17 protein-coding genes are annotated in these 24,349 nt (G+C 62.0%); 14 read left to right on the plus strand and 3 right to left on the minus strand.

Annotation, left to right across the window (positions count from 1 at the left end; genetic code table 11):
- Positions 1 to 2: 2 nt before the first annotated feature.
- Positions 3 to 815, plus strand: a complete 813-nt coding sequence (locus CK221_RS23620; RefSeq protein WP_067328769.1) for an NAD(P)-dependent oxidoreductase — start codon at positions 3 to 5, stop codon at positions 813 to 815.
- A gap of 77 nt (positions 816 to 892) precedes the next feature.
- On the opposite strand, the gene CK221_RS23625 is transcribed toward CK221_RS23620, so the two are convergent.
- Positions 893 to 2,269, minus strand: a complete 1,377-nt coding sequence (locus CK221_RS23625) for an aspartate aminotransferase family protein (RefSeq protein ID WP_095779446.1) — start codon at positions 2,267 to 2,269, stop codon at positions 893 to 895.
- Positions 2,270 to 2,532: 263 nt separating this feature from the next.
- On the opposite strand from CK221_RS23625, the gene CK221_RS23630 reads away from it, so the two are divergent.
- The 3 genes from CK221_RS23630 (at position 2,533) to CK221_RS23640 (ending at position 6,143) form a co-directional block, all read left to right on the plus strand.
- Entirely contained in the window at positions 2,533 to 3,651 is a 1,119-nt protein-coding gene (locus tag CK221_RS23630; protein ID WP_095779462.1) for an NAD(P)/FAD-dependent oxidoreductase, read from the plus strand.
- A gap of 166 nt (positions 3,652 to 3,817) precedes the next feature.
- Positions 3,818 to 4,606, plus strand: a complete 789-nt coding sequence (locus tag CK221_RS23635; RefSeq protein WP_095779447.1) for an enoyl-CoA hydratase-related protein — start codon at positions 3,818 to 3,820, stop codon at positions 4,604 to 4,606.
- A gap of 1 nt (position 4,607) precedes the next feature.
- Entirely contained in the window at positions 4,608 to 6,143 is a 1,536-nt protein-coding gene (locus CK221_RS23640; protein ID WP_280952188.1) for a 3-hydroxyacyl-CoA dehydrogenase, read from the plus strand.
- A gap of 85 nt (positions 6,144 to 6,228) precedes the next feature.
- Here CK221_RS23640 and CK221_RS23645 read toward each other — a convergent pair whose 3' ends face one another.
- Positions 6,229 to 6,843: a Crp/Fnr family transcriptional regulator gene (locus tag CK221_RS23645; protein ID WP_179295193.1), complete on the minus strand. Its 615-nt coding sequence runs from the start codon at positions 6,841 to 6,843 to the stop codon at positions 6,229 to 6,231.
- A 555-nt stretch (positions 6,844 to 7,398) separates the two neighbouring features.
- Positions 7,399 to 7,995, minus strand: a complete 597-nt coding sequence (locus CK221_RS23650; RefSeq protein ID WP_210200037.1) for a hypothetical protein — start codon at positions 7,993 to 7,995, stop codon at positions 7,399 to 7,401.
- 372 nt (positions 7,996 to 8,367) lie between these two features.
- Here CK221_RS23650 and CK221_RS23655 point away from each other — a divergent pair, with 372 nt between their 5' ends.
- The 10 genes from CK221_RS23655 to CK221_RS23700 all read left to right on the plus strand — a co-directional run.
- Positions 8,368 to 10,458, plus strand: a complete 2,091-nt coding sequence (locus tag CK221_RS23655; protein WP_095779463.1) for a polysaccharide biosynthesis tyrosine autokinase — start codon at positions 8,368 to 8,370, stop codon at positions 10,456 to 10,458.
- Positions 10,459 to 10,478: 20 nt separating this feature from the next.
- Entirely contained in the window at positions 10,479 to 11,042 is a 564-nt protein-coding gene (locus tag CK221_RS23660; RefSeq protein ID WP_095779451.1) for a transcription termination/antitermination NusG family protein, read from the plus strand.
- Between the two features lie 272 nt (positions 11,043 to 11,314).
- On the plus strand, positions 11,315 to 13,063 hold the full coding sequence (locus CK221_RS23665) for a hypothetical protein (RefSeq protein ID WP_245430716.1): 1,749 nt from the start codon (positions 11,315 to 11,317) through the stop codon (positions 13,061 to 13,063).
- 184 nt (positions 13,064 to 13,247) lie between these two features.
- A complete protein-coding gene (locus CK221_RS23670) occupies positions 13,248 to 14,468 on the plus strand; it encodes a glycosyltransferase (protein ID WP_095779452.1) in 1,221 nt (406 codons plus the stop codon).
- 136 nt (positions 14,469 to 14,604) lie between these two features.
- The gene (locus tag CK221_RS23675; protein WP_245430717.1) at positions 14,605 to 15,969 is read left to right on the plus strand and encodes a polysaccharide biosynthesis/export family protein; all 1,365 of its coding nucleotides are present in this window, start codon (positions 14,605 to 14,607) and stop codon (positions 15,967 to 15,969) included.
- 387 nt (positions 15,970 to 16,356) lie between these two features.
- The gene (locus CK221_RS23680; protein WP_095779466.1) at positions 16,357 to 18,180 is read left to right on the plus strand and encodes a type I secretion system permease/ATPase; all 1,824 of its coding nucleotides are present in this window, start codon (positions 16,357 to 16,359) and stop codon (positions 18,178 to 18,180) included.
- A gap of 27 nt (positions 18,181 to 18,207) precedes the next feature.
- A complete protein-coding gene (locus CK221_RS23685) occupies positions 18,208 to 19,527 on the plus strand; it encodes an HlyD family type I secretion periplasmic adaptor subunit (RefSeq protein WP_095779453.1) in 1,320 nt (439 codons plus the stop codon).
- 59 nt (positions 19,528 to 19,586) lie between these two features.
- The gene (locus CK221_RS23690; protein ID WP_082954065.1) at positions 19,587 to 20,540 is read left to right on the plus strand and encodes a sulfotransferase; all 954 of its coding nucleotides are present in this window, start codon (positions 19,587 to 19,589) and stop codon (positions 20,538 to 20,540) included.
- Between the two features lie 72 nt (positions 20,541 to 20,612).
- Positions 20,613 to 22,118 (plus strand): lipopolysaccharide biosynthesis protein, encoded by a 1,506-nt coding sequence (locus CK221_RS23695; protein ID WP_245418716.1) that lies wholly within the window; start codon positions 20,613 to 20,615, stop codon positions 22,116 to 22,118.
- 151 nt (positions 22,119 to 22,269) lie between these two features.
- Positions 22,270 to 24,349, plus strand: a 2,080-nt coding sequence (locus CK221_RS23700; RefSeq protein WP_245430718.1) for a cadherin repeat domain-containing protein, incomplete at its 3' end; no start/stop codon positions are given.

Genomic DNA, 24,349 nt, shown 5'->3' on the forward strand with positions numbered 1-24,349 from the left:
CGATGCCGCACTACGAACGTATATTGATCACCGGTGCCGCTGGCCGGCTCGGCTCGCAATTGCGCAAGGGACTGGTGCCGCTGGCAAGCAAGATCCGCCTGGCGGGCCGCGGGCCGTTCAGCGATCTTGCGCCTCATGAAGAAGAAGCCGTCTTCGATCTTGCCGACATGGAGGCGACCATCGCAGCCACCAAGGACTGCGATGCGATCGTGCATTTCGGCGGCGCGCCGCTCGAATGCGAGTGGCAGACCATCCTCGATTCCAGCATTCGCGGCTCCTACCACATCTATGAAGGCGCACGGAAACACGGCGTGAAGCGCGTCGTCTACGCCTCCTCGGTACATGCCATCGGCTACCACGAAATCGAGGCGCACATCGGCGTCGACGCGCCGGTGCGCCCGGACAGTCTTTATGGCGTGTCGAAAAATTTCGTCGAAAGCCTCAGCCGGCTTTACTGGGACAAGTTCGGCATCGAGACGGTGTGCCTGCGCATCTTCTCGTCTTTCCCCGAGCCGGCAGACCGGCGCATGCTGTGGTCGTATCTTTCCTTCGCCGACTGCGTGCGCCTGGTCGAGGCATCGCTGACGGCGCCGCGCGTCGGCCACACCATCTCGTTCGGCTTATCCAACAACAAGCTGAAGATGGTCGACAACAGCGGCGCCGACCATCTCGGATTCATCCCGCAGGACAGCGCCGAGCCGTTCCGGGCCGCTGTCGAGGCGAAGACGCCAATTCCCGACCCAAAGAGGCCGTCGGTGAAATATCTCGGCGGCTGGTTCTGCGAGCTCGGTCATCCGGACGACAAGCCCGAATAACCATGCCTCGCAAGCAGGTCAGTTCGGAAATGCCGACCTGACCCAGCCGACACGGCGCTCCCATAGTGATCGATGGTTCAGCCCTGTGGCCGGACCTGCGGCAGCGCGGCCTCGAGCGACCGTTCGAACGCGTCGACCAAAGCGTCGACCTGAGTCTCGGTAATGATCAGCGGCGGACAGAAAGCGATCGCATCGCCCATGTTGCGCGAGATCACGCCGTTCTGCTGCATGAACCCATTGACCAGCGCACCGAGAGCCGCAGGCTTGCCCCATGGCGCCTTGCTCGCCTTGTCGGCGACCAGCTCGACGGCGGCGATCAGGCCGACGCCACGCACCTCGCCCACCAGTGGATGGGAACCGAGCTTGCGCAGCCTGGCCTGCAAATGCGCGCCGACCCTGCGCGCATTGCCGACAAGGTCGCGCTCCTCGATCAGCTTGAGGTTTTCCAGCGCGACGGCCGCGGCGACAGGATGACCGCCGCCGGTGAAGCCGTGGCCGAAGGTGCCGATGCGATCGCTCTCGTCGGCGATCGGTTCGAAAACCTTGTCGTTGATCAGCAGCGCCGAGATCGGCAGGTAGGACGACGAGATCTGCTTGGACAACACCATGATGTCGGGATTGATGCCGAAGGTCTGCGAACCGAACATCTCGCCGGTGCGGCCGAAGCCGCAGATGACCTCGTCGGCCACTAAAAGAATGTCGTATTTCGACAGCACCGCCTGGATTTTTTCCCAATAGCCGGCGGGCGGAACGACGACGCCGCCGGCGCCCATGATCGGCTCGCCGATAAAGGCGGCGATGGTTTCCGGCCCCTCTGCGAGGATCAGTTTTTCCAGGTCGTCGGCCAGACGGCTGGAAAACTGCTCCTCGCTTTCCCCGGGCTCGGCATCGCGCCAGTGGTGCGGCGTCGAGGTGTGCAGGATATTGGCGATCGGCAGGTCGAAGGACAGATGATTGTTCGGCAGCCCGGTCAGGCTTGCGGACGCGATGGTGACGCCATGATAGCCACGCTTGCGGCTGATGATCTTCTTGCGCGCTGGCTGGCCGAGCGCGTTCGACCGGTACCAGATCATCTTGATCGCCGTGTCGTTGGCCTCGGAGCCCGAATTGGTGAAATAGGCCTTGCTCATCGGCACCGGCGCCATCTGCACCAGCTTTTCGGCCAGATCGATCAACGGCGAATGCGCCTTCGAGCCGAAATCGTGATAGAAGGGCAGCTTCGACATCTGCCGCGTGGCCGCCTCGACCAGTCGCTTTTCCGAGAAGCCGACGGCAACGCTCCACAGGCCGGCCATCGCCTCGATATAGCGGTTCCCGGCAATGTCCTCGACATAGATGCCGTCGCCCTTTTCGATGACCAGCGGTCCCGTTTCCTGATGCTTGCGGGCATTGGTGTAGGCGTGCATGTGGTAGCGGATATCGCGGGCTTCAGGGGAATTCGGTCTGGCGTCCATGATGGCTCCTGTCTGCGAGTGTAGGACCATCTCGCTGGTCGAGAAGTCCGAAATTTGCCCTCGTGTCTGAGCTGTGATGCATCATCGCACGTTCAAGCCGCAAGAGCCGCCCTGTCAGGATCGATAGCGCCATGGGAACCTGGCGCATGGTCGGTCTCGCAAGCCGCGGCGGGCACATCATTGCCCTACAGCAATGGACAACAGGCAAATGATCCTTGAGAAAGGGCTGTGAGGCGCCGCTCGCGCAACCGAATGGACTGGTCATGGAACAGGTTGACTGCGTGATTGCCGGTGCCGGCGTGGTCGGCCTCGCGATCGCACGCAGCCTGGCCGCGCAAGGTTTCGACGCGCTGATCCTCGAAGCGGCGGATGCCATCGGCACCGAAACAAGCTCGCGCAACTCGGAAGTCATCCATGCCGGCATCTATTATCCGCAAGGATCGCTCAAGGCCCGGCTCTGCGTGGCCGGACGCGAGATGCTCTATCGCTACTGCGCCGAGCGCTCGATCCCGCACCGGCGCTGCGGCAAGCTGATCGTCGCGACCGATGATGCGCAGGAGCCGGTGCTTGCCAACATTCGAGCCAATGCCGCGGCGTGCGGCGTCGGTGACTTGCGTTTCCTCTCCGCCGCCGAGGCTCACGCGCTTGAGCCAGCGCTGCATTGCACGGCTGCGCTGCTTTCGCCCTCCACCGGCATCATCGACAGCCACGCGCTGATGCTCGCCCTGCTCGGCGATGCCGAGAGAAGCGGTGCGATGCTGTCGCTCAACACCCGCATCGTGTCGGGCCGGATCGAAGCCAACCGCATCGTTCTCCACACGACCAGCACGGGAATCGGCGAAGATTTCGAGATCGCCACATCGCGGCTCGTGAACGCGGCGGGCCTCGGTGCTGTCGCGCTTGCCGGCTCGATCACAGGATTCGATCGCCGGTTCCTGCCCGGCCTTTGCTACGCCAAAGGCAACTATTTTTCAGTGGCGAAGCGAGCGCCCTTTTCGCACCTCATCTATCCCGTGCCGGAGCCCGGCGGGCTCGGCGTCCATCTGACGCTCGACCTTGCCGGCACGGCGCGCTTTGGGCCTGACGTCGAATGGACCGATGCGCTCGACTACCGCGTCGACCCCGCACGCGGCACCCGCTTCTATGCTGAAATCCGCAAATACTGGCCGGAACTGGCCGACGGCAGCCTGCAGCCGGCCTATAGCGGTATCAGGCCAAAGCTTTCCGGTCCCCGCGAAGCCAACAGAGATTTCGTCGTCCAGGATACCGGGACGCATGGCATCACGGGCCTGGTCAATCTGTTTGGCATTGAAAGCCCCGGGCTGACCTCGAGCCTGGCCATCGCGGAGCATGTGACGCGCATCTTGCTGGAGCATCGCTAATGGACATCGGAGCTCGAGCGAAAACATGACGCTGAGAAGCCGGCTCCGGCCTGCGGACCGCCCCGATCGCACCGGCCGCAGCAAACAATATCCTTGCGGGCCTCGCGGCTGCTGACCATAGTTCGGGTATGAAATTAAGTCTCCCTGTTAGATTCCGCAGCATGAAATGAGTTCCGCGAAAGAATCCCTCGTTGTCGTCGAGAGCCGCCCTGTCGAGAATGTGGGGCTGGTCGAAATCAATCGTCCCGAAGTGCGCAACGCGCTCAACCTCGAAGTGCGGGAGAAGCTGGCCGCCGCCGTGGCAAGCTTTTCCGAGGACACGGAAATCCGCTCGATCGTCATTGCTGGGCGCGGCGGCAACTTCGCTGCAGGAGCCGACATAAAAGCGTTCGAAAAGCTCGGCTCGGCCGACATGCTTCTGCAGCGCACCCACCGCTACTGGGACGCGATCGCCAGGTGCCCGAAGCCGGTCATTGCCGCGGTCGAAGGCTTCGCGCTGGGCGGCGGGTGCGAGCTTGCCATGCACGCCGACATCATCGTCGCCGCAAGGTCAGCCACTTTTGGCCAGCCTGAAGTCAAGCTCGGCTTGATGCCGGGCGCCGGCGGCACCCAGCGCCTGCTCAGGGCAATCGGCAAATACAAGACGCTGATGCTCCTTCTCACCGGCGACCTGTTTTCGGCCGAGGATGCCGAGCGTGCCGGCTTGGTCAGCACCCTGACGGATGAGGGCCAGGCCTTGCAGGATGCGCTGCAAATCGCTGAGAGGATCGGCCGTCTTCCGCCGCTGGCCGTCGAGCAGATCAAGGAGGCGGTCGTCAACGGCGAAGACGCTCCGTTGGAAACCGCCTTGAGGCTGGAACGCAAAGCCTTCCAGCTGCTTTTCGATACCGCGGACAAACGGGAGGGCATTGCCGCCTTCCTGGAGAAGCGCGGACCCTCGTTCAAGGGGCGCTGACTTGGCAGGCGCGGGAGGGGAGCCCACCAGTCGGATCGGGAAAGCCGGTGTCGTAGGCGCCGGGGTGATGGGTTCCGGCATAGCGGAGGTCCTGGCGGCGGCAGGCATCGATGTGATGATGGTCGATGATGCCCCCGGAAAGGCGGCGGCGGCCATCGAGCAAATCGCGTCGCGTCAGCGCGCCAGGGCAGCCGCCGGCAAAGTCAGCTCGGAGGTAGTCGAGAAGCTGCTCGCCCACATCGAACCCGCCGAAACACTTGAGCGACTGGCAGGGGTCGATTTGGTGGTGGAAGCCATTGTCGAACGTCTCGAGCCCAAACGTCAGCTCATCGAAGCGCTGGAGACAATCGTCAGGCCGGACGCCATCATCGCGACCAACACCTCTTCGCTGTCCGTCACGGCGATCGCTTCCGCGGCCAAGCGACCTGAGCGGATTGCCGGCTACCATTTCTTCAATCCCGTGCCCGTGATGAAACTGGTCGAGGTCATCTCAGGAGCTCACACGGCGCCTGAGGTCGAGCACACGCTGGTCGAGCTTGCGGCCCGCTTCGGCCACCGGCCCGTCGTCGCCAGCGACACGCCCGGCTTTATCGTCAATCACGCCGGCCGTGCCTTCGGCACCGAGGCCCTGGCCATGCTGCGGGAGGGCGTGGCCTCGATCGCCGAGATCGATGCGATCCTGCGCGACGCCGCCGGCTTCAGGATGGGCCCCTTCGAATTGATGGACCTCACCGGGCTCGATGTCTCCCACCCGGTGATGGAGGGTGTCTACAACCAGTTCTATCAGGATCCGCGCTACCGCCCTTCCGTCATCGCGGCGCAGCGTGTGGCGGCGGGCCTGCTTGGGCGCAAGACCGGACGCGGCTTCTATGCCTACGACGGCAACCGGCAAGCCGTTCCGCCCGCATCAACACAGCCGGCGGAGACCAGCGGGATTCCGGACCGTGTCACCGTCTTGGCCGACAATGACACCGGCGAAATGCAAAAACTGGTCGCGTCGGCCGGCGCCACTGTTTGCGGCCGCCAGGATCAGGCGCTAGGGCGAGACGGCCTCATCCTCGTAGGGTTGGAAGGGCACGACGTCGCCGGCGCCGCGATGCGTCTTGGCCTCTCACCTTCACTATGCCTCGGGTTCGATCCCTATTTCGGCCTGGACCGTCACGTCACGCTCGTCGCGTCGGCGGCGACGTCCGACAAGGCCAGGAGCGCCGCCCGCGCGCTTGTCAAAAGCGCCGGCCGCAAGGCCACTCTGGTGAGCGATAGTTGCGGCGCGGTCTGCCAGCGCGTCGTCGCGATGATCGTCAATATCGGCTGCGAGATCGTCGAGCAAAAGATTGCATCGGCGGCGGATGTGGACGCCGCCGTGCGGCTGGGGCTCGGCTATCCCCACGGACCGCTGGAGTGGGGCAACAAGCTCGGCCCTGCCCGCATTCTGCGCATGCTGGATACGATCCATGACCGCACCCGGGATCCTCGCTACCGCGCAAGTCTTTGGCTGCGACGGCGCGCCGAATTGGGACTTGCGCTGGGAGAATAGGCTGGCCGGAAGGAGACGATTTGGCCCAAACGGTTTGAGCAGTTCAGCACTCCCGCGCTGAACTGCCCGTGCCAGGCGCCTTGCATCAGCCCGAAATGTAGGAGCGATCAAATCCGGCTGTTTTGATCAGTCCCGGAAGATCGTGCAACTCGACGACGCCGTACCGGAATGAGGCCAGGGCGGTCTGACGCAACGTTTTCAACACGCGACTTACATGCACAGCCGAAAGTCCCAATGCATCGGCCAGTTCGCCCTGGGTCAGCGGGCATTCAAAGCGGGCCGGATAGCTCGTTGCCGATCGATGTGAGCGGCAGGCCAGTTCGAGAAGGAAATGGGCCGTGCGCTCAACGGCACCCCTTCTGCTGACGCTTGCCAGGTGTTCCGCAACTCTTGAATATCGATCCGCCTCAGCCCGCAGGATTGCTTCGCAGATGGACTGCGGATAACGCGCAGAACATGTACGGACGGGGCCGGCCAGCTCAATCGCGATAACGTCCGAGAGGGCCGTCACCGTATCGCCCGCTTTTCCGGCGAACTCGATCACCGCAATTTCGCGAGGAAGCGCAAAATCGACGATGAGACGTGAGCCGTTCGGCAATGTCTTCGCAAATGCCGCCCAGCCGGCGATCATAATCAGAATAGAGGATTTGGTGTGGTATTCGCCTGCAATAGTCGCGTTGGCCGCATAGGTGCGGCGCACGGCTCCTGGCAGTACAGAGATTCCCCTTTCCCAGCTTGCGTCAGCAAGCGTGGGTCCTTTCACCAATCCAACCTGCTTCGATAAGTTCATTTCCCCGAATCGCCCAAGCCCGTGATCCACCCCCCCGGGTCAACCTGAAGCTGCAACTATCGACTAGGCAAAAAGTTCCATCTGTCACCTCATCCGAATTGCAGTGCAGTCTACCACCTTTTGCTACAACCCTACACCCTTGGTATATTAAAGTCGCTCAGGCGGCACAGCTTTGGCTTGCAGCCACGATTGACTTAGAGACAATAGCTCGTGCCGCACCGATGCCAAGCAGTATGCCGCGGCATGCCCGGATGCCGTCGAAATGCAGGCCCCACCGCACCGATCCCGCATACTGCGCCCGACAGTATCGTCTGGACCATCGCAAAGCCCCGGCGGGAGGCCGAGAGTCTCGTCATTACGCGCGACGCTGCGGATGCAGCGAAAAGTTGAACCGCGCTGTCGGTCCGGACAGGCTGCCCGAGAACCTGCCGCCGGAACACCGATCCTTGTGTTCGAACCTTGTTGTCAGGGGCTCCCACCCGACGATGAGGCAAAATTGCGCCCTGCCGATTGCGTTGACGCCGGAGCCGCGGATTCGGGTCGCGGACCGGGCGCTTGCAGCTCTTGCCAAGGCGGCCCTGGAATATATCGCGTCTCGTTTTCTGGATTGTCCGTCGCGCCGACCGCGACGGTTTGCACCATTGCTCCGGCCTCCGGCTTCCGGCGCGAACGCCTGACGCTGTAGGTCTGTCGCCGCTCCTCGGCGACTTCCAGGCCGTCTATTGCCGACGCGACCAATGCGAGGCGGTCCTCGATTTGCTTCATACGCCTCCAGGTGGAAAGCAAGGCCAATGAAACAAGGACGCAATAGGCGAGAAGAGCGGCGACCGCTCCCGCCCAATTCTCGATACCCAACAATAGCAACATGACAGTGCCGACAACGACGGCAAGGGTCCCGTAGCCCAGCTGCCGGCCCTTAAGAAGAAGCATCAGCGGCAGGGTTGCCGCCAGCAGAAGAATGACCCCGGGACCGTCGAGCACCCAACCTGCAAAACTCGGAACGACTTCGCTATAAGTGTCCATGTCAACCTCAGAACTGCCGAGGCCGGCCGCTTCTCTCATCGTCAGGAGCATCCTTGACGATCGTAGCGTTGTAGTGGACCTCCCTGAAGGGCGAGAGGAAGGTGTCTCGGCGACTTCTTAAAGCTCGGAGAGGCATACGGGGTAGACCAGATCGACCTTTAGCCGAGTTACTACTCAATAATGGTAATGGCGGCGATGTCCGCGAAGCTGATATGTTTCTGCCTTACCGGTGACGCGATCGGTGAGTGGGCGCAGAAGAGCGATTTGGACATGTCGGGGGGACACCAACCCTTACGATTCATGCGTTTGAGAGCGCATAACGGCTAGCTGCCCGACCCATTTTGAAATGAACGCCATTCAGCCGACGCTGAAGGGCTGGGAGTTGTGCTGTCGATCGTGAGGATTCGGGAAATGGCCAGTCCAACTGATAATCCGAGGATGATTCGGGAATTCCTGCCCCTCGACGTCAGGGAAGTCTTCGATTTCTTTCTTCGTCGGTGGAAGCTGGTGTGCGGAATTGCCGTCATCACTTTCACTCTGTTTATAGCTGCCGCCTATATTCTTCCGACAACATACACTGGAGTTTCTCAGATATTACTTGACGCTCCGATCGACTATATGACTCCACAAGATTACTCCAATTCTGATTTTTCTGACAATCCAACGTTCATTGAAAGTCAGATCGCTGTCTTGAGGTCTGCGTCACTTCTTCAGCAGGTCGTCGACAGCCAAAAGCTGGCGGAAGACCCCAAGATAGGACCGGGGGCATTGATATGGCTCCAGAACGCGCTGGGAGTTTCGCGCGTCGGGCTTGGCAACGTCATTGAGCTTGATGTAGGCGCCTACGATCCGGAAAAAGCGGCATCGCTCGCGAACGCGATTGCCCAGGCCTATGTGGCAGATCGAATAAGGTCCCGTTACGAAGGGGTCCAGAAGGCCTCCTCGTGGCTCAGCGATCGGGCCGCCTATCTGCGAGCGGAACTCAGCCGTTCGGAGCAAGCTGTCCAGAAGTTTCGGATCGATCACAATTTAGTGGCCACGCAGGCGGGCAGCTTGACTGACCAGCAGCTGTCCGAGTTGAACGTCGCCCTAATCAATGCGCGCGCCGAGTTGTCCGAGAAACGTTCGCAATATCAGCAAGTTAGCAAGGTACAGGCTGCCGGAGGTGACATCCAGTCGATTCCGGACGTGCTGCAGTCGGTGGTGATTAACGCGCTCAGGGCTCAGCTCTCCGGAGTGACCCGGCGGGAAGCCGACCTCAAATTGAAGTATGGCGAGCGGCATCCCGAGGTCTTGTCCGCTCAGGCCGAGCGCCGCGACATCGAGGGACAGATCGCTGCCGAAGTCCAGCGCCTGATCGGCAATCTGAAGAACGAGGTCGACGCGGCCGAAGCACGGGAGGCTTCTCTGGCTCGCGCCCTGGACTCGGTATCCAACCGCTCCGAAATCGAAGGTCAGGTTGGCGTCCAGTTACGCGATCTGGAGAGGATCGCGGCCGCGAACAAGGAACTCTTCGAGACGTTCCTGTCACGCGCCAAGCTCACCGAAGAGAAATCCACCCTCCTCAACAGCGGCGTGCGTGTAATCACCGATGCGAGCGTTCCTGGCGCGCCAAGCTTCCCAAACAGGCCTCTTTTTGCGGCTTTGGGTGTGGTTTTCGGCATCTTCTTCGGGGGCGCCGGCGCCGTGCTACGTGAACTCTTCGCTTCCGGCTTCATGGCAAAGAAGCAGATCGAGGAAGAATTGGCAGTTCCGGTTCTTGCGTCGATGCCAAGGATGTCAGGCTGGTCGAAAGACGTCCATGCTCAGCCTGTGGCCTATCTCGAGCGCAAACCGCTCTCCAGGTACAGCGAAGCGGTGCGGCGGCTTCGCCTCGGTATTCAGGCCACGCCGGAACTGGACCGTTCGCCGCGCCTGGTGCTCGTGACATCAGCGATGCCCGGCGAAGGCAAGACAACGCTGGCATTAAGCCTGGCTTGCTCGGCGGCTGCCGACGGCGAACGGGTTCTGGTCATCGACGCGGACTTGCGTCTTTCGGCCGCCACGGCCTTCTTCGGCATGGCTGACAAGGTCGGATTGGTCGATCTCCTGACCTTGCCGGTGAAGGCCGCAAACGCGATCCATCTGGACGAACGCTCGGGCATATCCATGCTGCCCGCAGGAGCAAGAACCCGCAACCCGCCTGCCCTTCTTGCTTCGGCGCGAATGCGCTCGCTGCTTGAGGAAGTTCGGGGAAAATTCGACACGGTGATCATTGACGCACCACCCGTCGGACCCGCGGCCGATGCCTCGATCCTGGCCAGGCATGTCGACAAGGTCGTCTTCGTCGTGAGGTGGCGGGAAACCTCGCGCGAGGCCGTTGCCGAAGGAATTCGACATCTTGGCGATCGGTCCAAGCTTGCCGGCATTGCCCTGACGATGGTGGACGAACCAAAGCTGCCCAGATACGGCCGTTACACGTCGCTCGAAAGCAGTGTCTCGGATAGTTACTACCTCAATTAGGGAAGAGACAGTATTGCGTCATGCTGCACACTAACTTCTGCAACAACGGTTTTCCTGACTCGACGGACAAAAGTCACGGCGGCGAAGCTGCGCGCTGGTGCGTGGTCCAGACGCACCAGCATTCCGAGAGCCTTGCCGAGCGGCACCTGCTGTCGCAGAACTTCCGGACCTATCTGCCCAAGCGCAGGCGAACCGTCCGGCACGCCCGCAGGGTCAGGACCGTCTCCAGCGCGTATTTCGACTGCTATCTGTTCGTCTCCCTGGCTGTCCATCAGCAGAGCTGGTACCCGATCAACTCGACCGTGGGCGTCCGAAAGCTCGTCATGAGCAAGGGCATGCCGGTACCGGCGCCTTATGGGGTGGTTGAATCCTTGATATCGGCAACCGATGAGGACGGGATTTTGCACCCGGACATCCTGTTGAGGCCGGGCCAGAAAATCAGAATCATAGACGGGCCATTTTCGGACCAGCTCGGGATTCTTGATCATGTCGGAAGCGCCGGAGCGGTCAGAATTCTTCTCGACATCATGAACCGGTCTACTCCTATCACTATTGATCGGGACAAGTTGTCGATAGTGTCTTAAAACTACTCGGTGAGTTTTTACTCACCGCTTTCGTTACACAGATGCCGAAATACTCGGCAGGGAGTGATGAGTTGGCACCCAATTCACCCTCGGTGCGGTAGCCTGCGAAGGTGACGTCAGAACCTGCGGGCCGGCACTGAGACGATTGGTCGTTCGACATCCCAGGAACACCAGCCCACCGAGGGGCTTGGACCTACCGCACGCCAGTTCCACGACGTTTCCGGCGACGACGAGCGAGTGACGCTCGCCCGCGACCAATCACGAGAAATCTCTTGCAAACACCACGCAAGTCCAAATCGGCAGCCTTCCCTCCGGCCGGGGCCGGAGACCTTCGGGATCGTCTGCAGCCGCAGCAGTATCGCCGCTGGGCTACGGAGGCCAAGGCGGAGATCGTGGCGGAAACGTTGGCGCCGGGAGCGAATGTTTCAGCGTCGGCGAAGACTGTTGGCGCGGGCGCATTGGGCAGCCACTCAGGTGCAGCGCCGTATCAAACTGACGGAGGCGCTCCTTTCAGGCCGATCGAAACGGCGCCGGCACTGCCAATTGCCAGCGAACTGTTTCGAGCACTCAATGAAGCTGGCGTGAGGTACGGAATTATTCAGGATCTCGCGTCCGTGCATGACGGATTTGCCGGACGGGATGATCTGGATGTGCTTTTGGACAAGCATGACTACCCGCTCTTCTGCTCCATCGTCTGTCAATTGCACGGCCGGCGCGGCGCGAGCCTCTCCTGCTACGACAATGTCTGTGCCGGCAGAGAAGACTGGTTCCTGCCTGACTTCACGCATGGCCGCTATCTCCATCTCGATATGCATATCGGTGCCCGCGTCGGCCGGGAATTTCGCAAGCGCTATCCGGCTTTCGATTATGCGGCGATCACGCGATGGGAGGCGATTTGCGTCGACGGAGTATCGGTTCCGGTGGTCTCTCCCGAAGACGAGCTTCGAATAGCGATTGCCCGCTTCGCCTTCCGCGCCTCGGCGCTTCCATGGAGGCAATGGATCACCCTCGACGAGGGTTGGAAGCAGCACTTTGCGCGCCTGCCGTCCACGTCGGACGAGCACGGCTTGCAGGTCGTCGACTGCACGTTTGACGGCGCAAGAACGGTGCGCTGCAGGTTCCTGCAAAGCGCCGACGGCTTGGCCGCCCACCGCGGAGATCTGGCCAGACTGCGGCGTTCGATCCGCGAAATGTGTGGTTATACGGGACGCCCCGCTATCGCCGATGCGGCGGTCCATCTGGTGCGCAAGACCTGCTATCTCGCCCTGAGATCCCTCCACCGCTTGATGCCGGGGCGCTTTCCACCGAAGAGACGGCCCGCAGCTGGTGGATTCGTGGTGGCCTTGATAGGTCCCGATGGCATGGGCAAGAGCACTCAGGCTACCCGGCTGAGGCAGATATTCGGGTGGAAATTCGGGTGTGCCCAAGTCTATGTCGGAACTGGCGATGGCAATGGATGGCGGCTTCGCAAGGCATTGCAGACCGTCGTCTCTCCCCATAGACGGCGCCTGAAGTCCCTGGCCCAGAACGATGGCAGCGATTCCTCCGGCCGGGCTTGGTCGAAGGGAGGACTTGTCGCTGCCGCGTTGGCGTTTTGGGCGGTTTTGATCGCTTTTGAGCGATACGCTGTGGTGAAACGCGCACATCGATGGTCGACGCGCGGCATGATCGTCATTTGTGACCGGTGGCCGCAGGCGCTCGGCAGGGGATATCTGGACGGGCCGACCATTCCCGCTCGCCTGTTCTCCGTCCCAGGCCTGTCAGTTCTCGCCCGGCTTGAGCAGCGACTCTACGAGAAGATGGCGGAACGCCGCCCACACCTCGTTTTGCACCTCGTTTCAGACTTTGCGGTCTCCGAACAGCGAAAGCCCGGGGACATCAGGAAAGAAGCGTTCGACGCGCGGCTATCCCTGATGGCGGAACTGCGGGCGAAGGACAAGGATATCCGGACCGTTGACGCCAGCGCCGGCATAGAGAGCGTCGGCCGCGAGTTGTTCAGGCATATCTGGCTGTCTCTCTGAGAGGCAAATCGGGCGGTCCAACCGCCCCGCATCATCCCCGACGTGCAGCTTTTACGCGATCGCGCCGAACGACGGGCGAGCCCGGCCCGTGCCCCGAAACCCGCGGAAGGCGCCCCGCGACACTCCCGCTCGATCCCCACGATCTCCCGCCGCTCCGGATTTCATGTCCCTGAGGTACAAGCAAATGAAGATCGTCCATGTGATCACCAGACTGCTTCGAGCCGGCTCCGAGGAGAACACTTTGGCTTGCTGTCTCGCTCAGGCGCGGCACGGCCATGAAGTGCTGTTGGTTCACGGCGCGGAATACGACCCAAGGTTACGGGCATCCCTTGCCGGAGCCCTGCGAGTGGTGACGCTGGAAAAACTCATCAATCCGATCTCGCCATCCCGCGACGTTTCCGCCTTCAGGCAGCTCACCCGCCTTATGCGTGATTGGCGGCCCGACATCGTGCACACCCATCAAAGCAAAGCCGGCATTGTCGGCCGCCTCGCTGCCAAGGAAGCCAATATCCCCGGCATCATACATGGTGTCCACATCTTGCCTTTCGTGCATGTCGGCCGCGGGCAGAGGCTGGTGTTCCTGGCCGCCGAACGCCTGGCCGCGAGGTTCACGCGCGCTTTCATCGATGTCAGTCAGGCTATGCGCGACATCTGCATCGCCAATCATCTGGGCAGCCCCGATCAGCACCATGTCGTCCATTCCGGCTTCGATCTGGCACGCTTCGCGAACGCGCGGTGGCCGCAAGATCCGCATCTGCTCCTGGGGACGGCTGCCGGGGAGCCAAAGCCGCCGGTGGTCCTGATGTTGGCCGCGCTGGAACCGAGAAAACGCCACGTCGAGTTCATTGAGGCATTCGGCAAAGTCGTTGACCGAGTTCCAAACGTGCGACTGCTCCTCGCCGGTGACGGACCGGCGCGTTCGGACGTCGAATTTGCCATTGAACGATCCCGGTGCGCAAACAACATTCGCATGATCGGCTACCATAGCGAGCCCGAACGACTGATCAGCCTGGCGGACGTGTGCGTGCTGACCTCGATGCGAGAGGGATTGCCGCGCGTCATGATGCAGTATCTGGCCGGCGGTCGAGCCAGCGTGGTCTCGCATTTGCCAGGCGTGGAAGAGGTTGTTCGCCATGGCGTGAACGGAATTGTGACGCCGGCCGAGGATGTGGGCGCCGCGGCGGCTGCTGTCGCCGGTCTTCTCGAGAACCAGCAGCACCGCACTCAACTGGCCGACGGCGCGAAACGCACCGACCTGTCGTCCTGGGGGCTGGACGCCATGTGCGAAAGCGTCGAGCAGATTTATCAATCGGTGCTCGAGCCCGCCCCTTCGGCCGCGAGGCCAAACGAGGCGAGAATTCGCGACCGCCTCGCCGGGCAAACCTTCGGGCTGCACGGATTTTGATCAGCCTTCGCTGCTCCGATGGAGTTCGCAATGCAGGCTTACTTCTCGAACCATAGGAAGAACCTCGTGTCGCGCTCCCGCCGGCGAATGTCGGCGGGCCCCGATGGCAGCAGGCTAGACAACCGGAGTACCGACGATGCGTATGCGTATTGACCAGCAATTTCCTCCCAAGCCTCTGCGCATGAAGGGCTGGTGCCGACGGCTAGTTTCCAACTTCGAACCCGCGGTCGGCAGCATGCTCGCAATGATCGGTGGGCTTGCCGTTGCCATTGTACTGCTCACCGCAAGTGCATCGCGCGCGGATGGATACACCTTCGACACCGGCGACATCCTGCGTGTGTCCGTGATCGGCGAACAATCCTATCCGCTGGAGGTCGTGGTCGATGATCGGGGCTCGATCTCACTGCCAATGTTGGGTGACATCAAAGCGCGCGGCCTGACCACCGTTGCCCTCTCGCAGGCCATCCAGCAAGCATTTCAGCAGCAGAAGCTGATCCTCCAGCCGTTCGTGAAAGTGGAGATCGGACAATACCGGCCATTTTTCATCTCCGGAACGGTGGCCCACCCCGGATCCTATCCGTTTCAACCCGGAATAACGGTTCGCCATGCACTCGCCATAGCAGGCGGGTTTCGCGCCAGCGCTGTGGGCAACACGGAGCCCGCCCTGGAAATAGCTGATCTGCGAAGCGCGCGCTCAAACCTGGCGCTTGAAGAATATCGCCTGAAGGTCCGTCTTGCCCGGCTCCAGGCGGAAAGTCGACTGGAAAAGTCCTTCGTCGCTCCTCCCGATTCGCCCGTCGAGTTTGGCGGGCAGTTGATTGACGGCATCATCGCGTCTGAACAGCAGCAGTTGGACGCCCGGCTTGCCGCGTATCGGGATGACGTTTCCTACCTGGAGGCCTCGCTGGATCGGGCCAAGAAGGAAGCGGCCATGCTAGCCGCGGCCAGGGAAGAACGTGAAAAGACCGCGAACATCCAACTGCAAGAACTGCAGTCTGCCCGGTCTCTGCGGGAAAAGGGTTTGATAACGAACTCGAATGTGCTGACGGCGGAACGAGCACATACCAGCTATCGGGCTGAACTGGCGCAGACGGAATTGCAGCAGGAACAGGCGCAGCAGGCGATGCTGAACGCTGAAAGCGAGCTGCGAAAGAAGCACCAAAGTCACGAAATGGAATTGATCGCCCAGACCCAAGACGCGCAAGTTGAGCTCGGAAAAATCCAGAGTCAAATTAGATACGTGGCCGACAAGCTTCTCTTTATCTTCACTTACGGCGAACAGAGAACCTTCGACGACCTGCAGGGCTCGGTGAGGATTTCCATCTTCAGGCGCGACCAGAAGATCGCCCACGACATCGTCGCCGATCAAAACACGGAAGTGAGAGCCGGCGACGTCATCGAGGTTTCCGTCGTGGCCAACAAGGGGTTCTACGCTCCGGACTCTGGTGCCTCTCCCAAAGTGCAAAATCCGGCCGTCCAGCGCAGCATGGTCGGCCAATAGAGCAGCAGATATCTTCGGAATTTTGACGTGATCTTTGGCACAGCATTGACGGCCTTTGGAGCGCGTCCCCGCCGGGCGAATTTCCATGCCAAGACGAAGCAGCGGCCGCCAAAGCGCCCCCGCACAACTGCGCGCCGCAAGAAGTCGAGCAAGGCCCCGCGCCGCCGCCTCATCGTCCGTCTTCCCGCTGCAATCCTGCTCCTCCTCGCCGCCGCGCTTGCGGGTGCGGAGTTTCTGCCACGCTTTGTTGATCTCGCCAGGGTTTCGCAGACGCGACCCTGGACGGACCTCGTGGCTGGCTGGCGCTATTTTTCCGATCCCCAGGCCTTGCTGGCCGATCCAGGTGCCCTCCAGGTTTTCGTGGCGATCGCGGCCCTTGGTCTCTTCATGGCAGCCGTCCGCAGCGCAAGGCGGAGACGAAGAAACGACTTGCCCGGCGCATTCGCGAACGCCGGCGCCCCGTCCTCAACCAAGGAACCGGCGCCCGGCTCCGAACTGGCCAGTGCGTTGCGCTCCTGCAAGGCAGCCTTCGCGGGCGTTGCGGCTTTCAGCGGCGTGAGCAACATCCTCATGCTGACCGGCGCAATGTTCATGTTAGAGGTCTACGACAGGGTGCTGCCGAGCCGCAGCGTCCCCACTCTGATCGCCATGGCAATACTGGCCGGCGTTCTGTTTGCCGGGCAGGCGGTAATCGACCTCGTGCGCGGCCGCATCATGAACCGGATCGGCGCTGAGCTGGACGAAGCGGTCGGGGGACGCGTATTCACCGCCGTTTCGAAATTGCCCCTGTACATCGGCCAGCAGGGAGATGGATTGCAGCCGCAACGCGATCTCGACAACATCCGTACTTTTCTGTCGAGTGCCGGGCCTGGCACCCTGTTCGATCTTCCCTGGCTGCCCTTCTACCTGGCGATCATCTGGAGCCTTCATCCGACCCTCGGGACAACCGCCGCTTGCGGCGCGTTGGTGCTGGTGACGCTGACGGTCGCGACGGAGATCCTCACACGCAGACCGATGGGCGCTGCGGTTCTAAGCAGCGTGAGGCGCAACAGCTTGGCCGAGGCCAGCCGGCGCAACGCGGAGGTGCTTCAGGCGATGGGCATGGGCAGGCGCCTGCACGACCACTGGCGCGAAGCGAGCCGCGAGCATCTTGCGCTGCAACAGCGTGTCAGCGACATCGTTGGCGGTTTCGGCAGTTTCGCTCGTGCGTTGCGACTGATGCTTCAGTCGGCGATGCTGGGTGTGGGCGCCTGGCTTGTGATCGAGGGCGAGGCGACCTCCGGGATCATCATCGCCGGCTCCATCCTTGTAGGCCGTGCGCTGGCGCCCGTCGATCTTGCCATCGCCCATTGGCGCAACTTCGTCGGGGCGCGACAGAGCTGGAGCAGGCTGAGCAAATTGCTCGCCCGGTTGCCGCAGGATGCTCAACCGATGGCGCTTCCGGTGCCCGGGTCGAAGTTGACGGTGGAGCGCATCGCGATCGGTGCGCCGGGCGCACAGCGCATCATCGTGCAAGGTGTGGAATTCAGCCTGGACGCCGGCTCGGTGCTCGGCATCATAGGACCAAGCGGTTCCGGCAAATCGAGTCTGGTTCGAGGGCTGGTCGGCGCATGGCGACCGCTGGCCGGCCGTATCAAGCTGGACGGCGCCGCTCTCGACCAGTGGTCGTCGGAGCGGCTGGGCCGCTACATAGGCTACCTTCCGCAAGACGTCGAACTGTTCGCGGGAACGGTTGCCGACAATATCGCGCGCTTCGATCCCGGGCCGGACCCGCAGGCCATTGTCGCAGCCGCCCGCGCCGCGGGCGTCCACGAGCTCATCATCGGTCTCCCCAATGGCTACGAGACGCAGATCGGAGAGGGCGGAACCGCGCTTTCAGCCGGCCAGCGTCAGCGCATTGCGCTGGCGCGCGCGCTGTATGGCGATCCGTTCCTGGTGGTCCTCGACGAACCCAACTCCAATCTCGATGCCGAAGGTGAAATGGCGCTTGCCGCTGCCATCCTCGCAATCAAGGCCCGCGGCGGCATCTTAGCGATTGTGGCGCATCGGCCGAACATTCTCAGCACAGTGGATTTCCTGCTCGTGATGAAAGAAGGCCAGACGCAGATGTTCGGCACCAGGGAAAGCGTTCTGTCGACACTCTTGCCCGCGCCACAGACCGTGACCGCAGGCCTGCAGCCGGTTTTCAAGCTCACTCCGACACCGCGTTGATGGCTGACCCGGATTGGAAATGGGGAAATGACAGCTGCCCTTTCGAACGTGTCGCTTTTGAACCGACGGTCGATCCGTCGCAATCTGCTGGGTGGCACGACCATCGTCGCATTGCTCGTCGGCGGAATGGGAGTCTGGGCCGGGACGGTGGATGTTTCGGGAGCGGTGATTTCGCACGGCACGGTGGTCGTCGACAGCAGCGAAAAGAAGGTTCAACACCCGACCGGCGGTGTGGTCGGCAAGATTTTTGTGCGCGACGGCGACCGCGTCAGGGCCGGAGACGTTCTGGTCCAGCTCAGCGACACCGTTCCGCGTGCCAGCCTGGCCTACGTGACGAAGAACCTGGATGAGCTCTATGCGCGAAAATCCCGGCTCGAGGCCGAGCGTGACGGCAGCGAGCGCATCACGCTTGCTCCGATGCTTGTCGCGAGAATGAACGACCCTGAGATAGCTGCCACGGTGGCGAGCGAACAGCGGCTGTTCGAGCTTCGTCGAACCGAGGTGTCTGGCAACAAGGCGCGCCTACGCGAACGCATCGAGCAGTTCGGGAAGCAGATCGAAGGCTATTCGGCGCAGGAATCGGCAAAGACGAAGGAGATCAAGCTGATCAACGACGAGCTCGTCGACATACGCAGTCTTGTCGAAATGAAACTCACCCTCAAATCGAAGCTGACCGAATATGAACGTGAGGCGACGCGCATCGAGGGTGAACGGGCGCAACTTGTGTCGAGCATTGCGCAGGCAAAGGGAGCGATCGCCGAAATCGAGCTGCAGATCCTGCAGCTGGACAAGGAGTTTTCCAGCGAGACCGGGAGCGATCTGCGCGATGTCGAGGCCAAGATCGCCGAGTTCGAGGAGCGCAAGGTCGCCGCCGAGGACCAGCTGTCGCGCATCGATATTCGCGCCCCCGCCAGCGGCACGGTCCATCAATCGGCAGTCCATACCGTTGGCGGCGTGATCGGCGCGGGGGATCCGATCATGCTGATCGTGCCCGACACCGATGCTCTCGCGGTCGAGGTAAAGGCCGCACCCCAGGACATCGATCAGCTCTCGATCGGTCAGCGCGCGCTTCTTCGCTTCACGGCCTTCAACGTCCACACCACGCCCGAAACGGAAGGTATGGTCTCCATGATCGCGGCAGACGTGACGCGCGATCAGCATACCAACGAAATCTACTACACGGTGCGCATCACCCCCGACCCCCACGAGCTGAAGAAGCTTGGAGCGCTCTCGCTGGCGCCCGGCATGCCGGTGGAAGCGTTCGTACGGACTGGCGACCGCAAGGTGCTCTCATACCTGATGAAGCCTTTGACGGACCAGATGATGCGTGCCTTCAGAGACCAGTAGCAGCGCGTTGTCGTGCGCATCCGTGCATCCTGGTTGACCTTTAGCGATAGGGGCTTGTCATGACGACAGCAGAGTTGAAACCTCCGATTTTTCTGATTGGCAACTACCGGTCGGGCACCACCATCACGCAGAAATTGATCGGGCTGCACCCGGATGTCGTCACCTGGTACGAGCCAAAAACATTGTGGCTCTATGCCGATCCGGCGCGCCGGCATGACGAATTTGTCAAAGCCGACGCCAGCGAGAAGGTCGTGCGCTACATTCGCAACCGGTTCCTCGACTATCAGCTGCGGAACGGCAACCGGCAAATCATGGAAAATACGCCCGCCAATGTCTTGCGCGTGCCGTTTATCCACCAGATCTTCCCAGAGGCTATATTTCTATATATCACAAGGAATCCGTTCTCCTATATAAGCTCCATGGAACTTAAGTGGCAGCGCGCAAAAAGTTTCAAAGGTCTTCTGCGACTATTGAAAGAAACGCCGGCCACGCAAGTCCATTACTACGTGGGAGACGTCGTAAAGCAGATAGTCGCCAAGAGGATACTACACAGAAAATACACGTCGATCTACGGACCGCGCTACAAGGGAATAGATCGGGATTTGCAGGAGCATCAAAAATTGACAGTGATCGCGCGCCAGTGGGCGCGCGGCAATCGAATGGCCCGAGAGGATCTCGCCAGGCTTGGCGAAGGCCGCGTGCTGTCGTTTCGCTATGAGGATCTGATACAGGATCCCGAGTTGGTCTTGCGCCGTATCTATGAACATTGCGGGCTGCATTGCTCTGACGACATCCTTCGCGTGGCGAAGGAGATGATCGATCCCGGCCGCCAGCAGAAGTGGCTGCGCCTGGATGCGAACGAACTGGCGGCGATCATCCCCGAGGTGCGGGATGAGATGGGATTCTACCGCTACGAGATCCCCCCGTCCCTTCTCGTCGGGCATGGCTCGCGGCCCACGCGGGCGCCGTTGGCGTTTCAGCATGGCCATCCGAATATCCCCTCCCCCCGCTGAGCGGTTCCGGGGAGATGCATGGCCGCCCTTCTTTGGTCGGTCGAGTAAGCAAGGCGGCATGTGGAGATTGGCGTGAGCGACATCCGGCGCGGGCTGGCAAAACGCAGTGTCGTAGGCATGTTCTGGACGGGCCTGTCCATGGGCGCCTTGGCGGTTGCCGAGCTTGTCGCCCTCGTCCTCCTGGCCCGGTTGCTCTCGCCCAACGAGTTCGGTCTCTACTCCGCGGCACTGATCGTCATCAAGTTTTCGGCCATCTTCCAGGGCCTCGGCATCACGCCTGCGATCGTGCAGCGACCTGTACTGGAGGAGCGGCATCTCCGGGTCGGATATACCCTGTCGCTCTTCCTTGGCCTTACCGTAACCGCTCTGGTATGGGCGTTGGCACCCGCTATTGCCGGTCTTCTTCGCCTGCCCGAGCTCACTCCGATCGTGCGTGCGGTCTGCTTCATCTTTCTTTTCCAAGGAGCCTCCATGGTGGCGCTGGCCTCGGCCCAGCGTGCCTTGCGGTTCCGTTGGCTCGCGCTCGTCGACGCGGTCGCTTTCGCCATCGGCTACGTGGTCGTCGCTCCGGTGCTGGCTTGGCTCGGCTTCGGTATCTGGGCACTTGTCGCAGCGATCCTGGTCCAGCAGTTGTTCCGCACGATCGTGCTGCTCGTCGGCCAGCGGCACCCGATGCGGCCGTTGCTCGAGAGGGGCGCGATTTTCGAACTGCTCTATTTTGGCGGCGGCTTCACCATTGCGCGGGTCTGCAACTACCTTGCCACTCAGGTGGACAGGCTTGTCGTGGGCCGCTATCTCGGCGCCGATGCGCTCGGTGTCTACGGTTTGTCGTCCCAACTCATGACCACTCCGGCGGTCATCGTGGGCCAGGTGCTCGATCGCGTGCTGTTCCCCACCATGGCGCTGGTCCAGGAAGAGCCCGTCAGGCTTGCGCGCGCCTATCGCAGCGCGGTCGCCGGTTGCAGCCTGCTTGTCCTGCCGGCCAGCGTGGTGGTGGCGATCGTCGCGCCCGAATTGGTTCGGGTCATTCTCGGACGGGGCTGGGAAGGCGTGGTCGGCCCGCTCCAGATCCTGGCGTTCAGCATGCTGTTCCGCACGAGCTACAAGCTTAGCGACTCCGTCTCGCGAGCAACCGGAACGGTTTACGCCCGGGCCTGGCGCCAGGCTGTTTTCACCGTCGGTGTCTGCATCGGAGCCTTCACAGGGCAATTCTGGGGCGTGGAAGGGGTGGCGTTTGGTGTCGGCCTGGCATTCGGGGCAAATTTCTTTCTCATGGCGCAGCTGAGTCTCCGCGTGACCGGGATGACCTGGGCGAATTTCTTCCTTGCGCACCTGCCTGGCGTCGCGCTCGCGGGCGTTGTCGGAACCGGTACCTGGGCATTCGTGGACTGGCTTCGCGCCCTCCATCTATCGCCTCTTCCGCTGCTCATCGATACGGCATTGCTGGCGTCTGTGGGGGGCTTGCTGTTGTGCTGGCTCCTGCCGTCGCTATTCCTTGGGCGGGAAGGCCTGTCACTGCTGCGCCTGCTCGCGGCAGTCGTGCCCGCATGGCCAAGACTGAGGCAGGCAACAGACTGATCAGCGGCGGAACTCGAGGTCAGTTCCCAGGATCACGTTCTTCACGCGCAACGACGCCATCGCCTTGCTCGATCATGGGCTCAGCCTGACGCCCGATCGGGCACCGGGAGATTCCGTCGTTGCGGAGGAAATTTACGAGAGGAGACCGACTATGGCTGAACTATTCGAAGCGCGGCTGGCGGCCGCGGGCGATGATGCCGAGGAGAAAGCTTCGGGCTCGATTTCAACCAATGTCGACGATCTGGAACTGGGCTTTGCCAGCACGACTCGCCAGACGGTCGGCCTACGCTTCACCGGCGTCGATATCCCGCAAGGCGCGATCATCACGAGCGCCTACATCCAGTTCCAGGCCAATGAGGTGAAGACCGGCGCGACCTCGCTGGTGATCAAGGGCCAGGACACCGACGACGCAAGCGCCTTCACCAGCACCAGCTTCAATGTATCGTCACGGGCAACGACCGACGCGTCGGCGACTTGGACGCCGGCCCCGTGGACCACGGTGGGGGAGCAGGCCCTGGCCGAGCGCACGCCCGACCTGACGGCTATCGTGCAGGAGATCGTCAGCCGCTCGGGCTGGGCGGCGGTCAACGATATGGCATTCCTGATCACCGGCACCGGCACGCGCACAGCCGATTCCTACGAGTACAATCCGACCAGCGCGCCGCTGCTGCACATCGAATATGTCTTGCCCGGATCCGGAAGTCCGGTGGCCTTCAACACGCCTGCCGATGCCGATCCCACTGCCAACCAGATCGCCGAGCTCGCCGCGGCGGGAGCGCCGACCGGGATCACCGCTTCGGCCACGGATCCCGACGCCGGCGCGACCGTCACCTACAGCCTCAACGACTCGCGTTTCGACATCAATGCCAATACCGGCGTCATCACGCGCTCGGGCACAGGCACGCTCGACTTCGAAACCCAGTCGTCCATCAATCCGACGGTGACGGCAACTTCTTCCGACGGCAGCACCGCCACCCAGAGCTTCACCCTCGATGTCCTCGACAGCCCGGAGCCGGTTGCGTTCAACACGCCGCCGGATGCCAACTCCGCGGCCAACCAGATCGGCCAGAACGCTGCCGCCGGCACCGCCGTCGGTATCACTGCTTCGGCCTCTGATCCCGATGCCGGCTCGACTGTCGCCTACACGATCGACGACACGCGGTTTGCCATCAGTTCCAGCACCGGCGTCATCACGCGATCAGGTACCGGCACGCTCAACGCCCAGTCCGAGCCGTCTGTCAACCTCACCGTCACCGCCACCTCGTCGGACGGGAGCGTCGTCACGCACCCCTTCACCGTCGCCGTCACGGCCGGCCAACAGCCTGTGGCCTTCAACACTCCGCCCGACTCGAACCCCGGCTCCAACCAGATCGCCGAGCTCGCCGCGGCGGGGACACCGACAGGGATCACCGCTTCGGCCACCGATCCCGATGCCGGCTCGACGGTCACCTACAGCCTCAACGACACGCGCTTCGCCATTGATTCCAGCACCGGCGTCATTACGCGCTCGGGCACAGGCAGCCTCAACTTCGAGACCCAGTCGTCGATCGACCTGACGGTGACGGCAACCTCTTCCGACGGCAGCACGGCCAACAAGGTCTTCACCATCGCCGTCCTCGACAGCCCGGAACCGGTTGCGTTCAACACGCCGCCCGATGCCAACACCGCGGCCAACCAGATCGGCCAGAACGCTGCCGCCGGTACTGCCGTCGGCATCACCGCTTCGGCCACGGATCCCGATGCCGGCTCGACGGTCACCTACAGTCTCAACGACCCGCGCTTTGCCATCAATCCCAGCACCGGTGTCATAACACGCTCGAGCACCGGCACGCTCAACGCCCAGTCCGAGCCGACGGTTGCGCTCACGGTCACCGCGACCTCGTCGGACGGCAGCACCAACACCCACGCCTTCAATGTTGACGTCACCGGCGGCAGCACGCCTGGGACTTTCGAGGCCAGGGTGGCGGCCGCAGGCGACGATGTCGAGGAGAAAGGTTCCGGCTCGATTTCGAGCAACGTCAGTGATCTGGAACTGGGCTTTGACGGCTCTACCCGCCAGACGGTCGGTCTCCGCTTCACCGGTATCGACGTCCCGCAAGGCGCGATCATCACCAGCGCCTACATCCAGTTCCAGGCCAATGAGGTGAAGACCGGCGCGGCCTCGCTGCTGATCAAGGGCCAGGACACCGACGACGCAAGCCCCTTCACCAGCACCAGCTTCAATGTATCGT

The organism is Mesorhizobium sp. WSM3868, assembly GCF_002294785.1.
Taxonomy (GTDB): domain Bacteria; phylum Pseudomonadota; class Alphaproteobacteria; order Rhizobiales; family Rhizobiaceae; genus Mesorhizobium.

Excerpts from the sequence above, each read along its gene's own strand:
- CK221_RS23620 (WP_067328769.1), top strand. The coding sequence starts at position 3 with ATGCCGCACTACGAACGTATATTGATCACCGGTGCCGCTGGCCGGCTC.
- CK221_RS23655 (WP_095779463.1), top strand. The coding sequence starts at position 8,368 with ATGGCCAGTCCAACTGATAATCCGAGGATGATTCGGGAATTCCTGCCC.
- CK221_RS23625 (WP_095779446.1), bottom strand. The coding sequence starts at position 2,269 with ATGGACGCCAGACCGAATTCCCCTGAAGCCCGCGATATCCGCTACCAC.
- CK221_RS23660 (WP_095779451.1), top strand. The coding sequence starts at position 10,479 with ATGCTGCACACTAACTTCTGCAACAACGGTTTTCCTGACTCGACGGAC.
- CK221_RS23635 (WP_095779447.1), top strand. The coding sequence starts at position 3,818 with ATGAGTTCCGCGAAAGAATCCCTCGTTGTCGTCGAGAGCCGCCCTGTC.
- CK221_RS23685 (WP_095779453.1), top strand. The coding sequence starts at position 18,208 with ATGACAGCTGCCCTTTCGAACGTGTCGCTTTTGAACCGACGGTCGATC.
- CK221_RS23680 (WP_095779466.1), top strand. The coding sequence starts at position 16,357 with ATGGCAGCCGTCCGCAGCGCAAGGCGGAGACGAAGAAACGACTTGCCC.
- CK221_RS23690 (WP_082954065.1), top strand. The coding sequence starts at position 19,587 with ATGACGACAGCAGAGTTGAAACCTCCGATTTTTCTGATTGGCAACTAC.
- CK221_RS23675 (WP_245430717.1), top strand. The coding sequence starts at position 14,605 with ATGCGTATGCGTATTGACCAGCAATTTCCTCCCAAGCCTCTGCGCATG.
- CK221_RS23650 (WP_210200037.1), bottom strand. The coding sequence starts at position 7,995 with ATGAGAGAAGCGGCCGGCCTCGGCAGTTCTGAGGTTGACATGGACACT.
- CK221_RS23670 (WP_095779452.1), top strand. The coding sequence starts at position 13,248 with ATGAAGATCGTCCATGTGATCACCAGACTGCTTCGAGCCGGCTCCGAG.
- CK221_RS23630 (WP_095779462.1), top strand. The coding sequence starts at position 2,533 with ATGGAACAGGTTGACTGCGTGATTGCCGGTGCCGGCGTGGTCGGCCTC.